This window comes from Vibrio sp. V10_P2A27P122, assembly GCF_963874335.1.
GTDB classification, from domain to species: Bacteria; Pseudomonadota; Gammaproteobacteria; order Enterobacterales; family Vibrionaceae; genus Vibrio; species Vibrio anguillarum.
Map to the genome: position 1 here is coordinate 1 of NZ_CAWNHY010000229.1, position 2039 is coordinate 2039.

3 protein-coding genes are annotated in these 2039 nt (G+C 38.0%); all 3 read right to left on the reverse strand.

From position 1 onward, the window contains the following. Nucleotides 1-144 precede the first annotated feature (144 nt). The 3 genes from AACQ17_RS09575 to AACQ17_RS09585 all read right to left on the reverse strand — a co-directional run bounded on the left by AACQ17_RS09575 (nucleotide 145) and on the right by AACQ17_RS09585 (nucleotide 2020). A complete protein-coding gene (locus AACQ17_RS09575) occupies nucleotides 145-1026 on the reverse strand; it encodes a Kiwa anti-phage protein KwaB-like domain-containing protein (RefSeq protein ID WP_094167729.1) in 882 nt (293 codons plus the stop codon). Then, nucleotides 1027-1536 (reverse strand): hypothetical protein, encoded by a 510-nt coding sequence (locus AACQ17_RS09580; protein WP_094167730.1) that lies wholly within the window; start codon nucleotides 1534-1536, stop codon nucleotides 1027-1029. A 136-nt stretch (nucleotides 1537-1672) separates the two neighbouring features. Beyond that, nucleotides 1673-2020 (reverse strand): hypothetical protein, encoded by a 348-nt coding sequence (locus tag AACQ17_RS09585; protein ID WP_055035837.1) that lies wholly within the window; start codon nucleotides 2018-2020, stop codon nucleotides 1673-1675. Nucleotides 2021-2039: the final 19 nt, after the last annotated feature.

Consider the following 2039-nt stretch of genomic DNA (forward strand, 5'->3'; position numbering starts at 1 on the left):
TCATTAATTCCCCATAAAGCTAACGCCCGCCTAAGGGGCTGGCAACGCATAACAACCAAACTCAAACACAACAACCGTAACCTCTGCGGCTCACTGGGACTGGAAACGCCACGCGTTGACAGTCCCTCTTGAGGCGTTTGTTAACTAAAAAGTACACTCACGCTTTGAGTTAGTTACAAAATTTGTATTTGATAGAGGTGATTTGTAATAGTCTTCGTCTAAAAACCTCAGCAACACTTTAAGTGCAGGCTTGACTAGAGGAATATCAATTACTTCATTACCATCAACATTCACCGTGGGGAATGGAATGTTGAACTCCAAAGCGACCGCTTTCATAACATTTATAGGAACTGTTCCAAGAATATCACTTTGCTGAATTAGTGAAATTTTCCTTCTCACCCAACTATCTGATATGTCAATTAATTCATTTTTATTAGTTACTCGAACTGCGTCACTCGAAGAGAATACGTTAATATCATCATTAGTAGCTTCCTTGTAGTACTCGCTCAAGTCAAACATTTGTCTAGCCTTAAAAAAGCTAAAGAAACGTAATTTCCCATCTTCGAGAATAGCAGCCAATTTTGAATCGACCGTTAGACCGATACCTTCAATTTTCTTGTAAACATTTGACGAATGGAAGATGGACAAACCATTTGTAGAGATGATTCTACGTCTATCAAAGTTTTGTAGTAAAACCTTTACCTCCCCACTCTCACTTTTATAACCAGTGAAAAGGGCTTTAATATCACCGAAGAAACTCTCTGTCGGTTCAACGACTTCTATTGATAATGGATTTAAAATTGCATTAGACAAGTTGTCTATGTCATCATAATTATCAATTAATAGCACTTCACCACTATCAGGTTTGTACTTCCCATCAAAAGGAATTACTTCTGTTGATAACTCGAACTCACTTTCTTGGCTTTTTATATATGTAGTCAAATCGTCTTGAACAATAGAAGACAACTCAAATCTGACAATTCTCTTTGCGGGATCACTTGTCAGTGCAAAAAGGTTAAATAACATTTATTTCTCCATGAGCATACTATCTGAAATCGAGATAACTTGTTTAACAGTTTTTGGATCTCGTATATTTCTTTTAGATATTAATGTATAAACAACACCACTATCAGACTCGACTTTATAAAACCGATACTTAAACAAGTACATTAATGGGTGGGATGGTATATATGGTAAAACCCACAACGTCACCAGTAACAAAATTAATACAATCGAAATTATTCTAAAGTTAAGTTCAACCATTCTCATAACTATTGGTGCTGCATATGCGGCAAGAAACACCAAAAGAAAGTAGTCTGTTGACTCTACTTTCTTTGCATTAAAGCTGATTCTTTCACCTTGATCTATTACTAATTTAAAGATCAAACAAAATAAAGCCACTCCCAACAAAAAAACAGATATTAATTGATAGAATAGAAAGTCATCACCAGAGATTAAATACCTTACTACAGCGAGAGCTAGTAGTGTTGGAGAGAATGAAGACAAGAAAAAAACTGTCTTTAACGAATTTCGCATAACTTTCCCTTTTTAGTTAACGCCCGCCTAAGGGGCTGGCAACGCATAACACTAAACTCAAACACAACAACCGTAACCACCGCGGCTCATTGGGACTGGAAACGCCACGCGTTGACAGTCCCTCTTGAGGCGTTTGTTATGTTGCGGTGCTAACTATTATGCATGTTAGAAATGCAGGTAACCCTGAAACAAAAAGTTTGATACAAAGCATCGTGTTTGATGAAAAACGCTCACTGTCAATTTTATTAGCCACCGAGCTATCCACCATTGAACCCGCTGCACTTTCTGCCCTATCACCACCAAAACCGCCTTCTGGTGGGTACATAAAAAATAAGGCGGCTAACCCCCAAAGAATCACCACAACAAAGAATGCATAATCGGGCCAAGACCTCAGGCCAAAGAAACCCGTAGATTTCTCAAACATGACCACAACTGCTGATGCAGTGAGATTGCTTATGAGAAAAAACCTCAATAAATTTAGCATGTTATTCCAACGTCCAACC

Coding starts and splice junctions, on each gene's coding strand:
- AACQ17_RS09575 (WP_094167729.1), bottom strand. CDS start 1,026: ATGTTATTTAACCTTTTTGCACTGACAAGTGATCCCGCAAAGAGAATT.
- AACQ17_RS09580 (WP_094167730.1), bottom strand. CDS start 1,536: ATGCGAAATTCGTTAAAGACAGTTTTTTTCTTGTCTTCATTCTCTCCA.
- AACQ17_RS09585 (WP_055035837.1), bottom strand. CDS start 2,020: ATGCTAAATTTATTGAGGTTTTTTCTCATAAGCAATCTCACTGCATCA.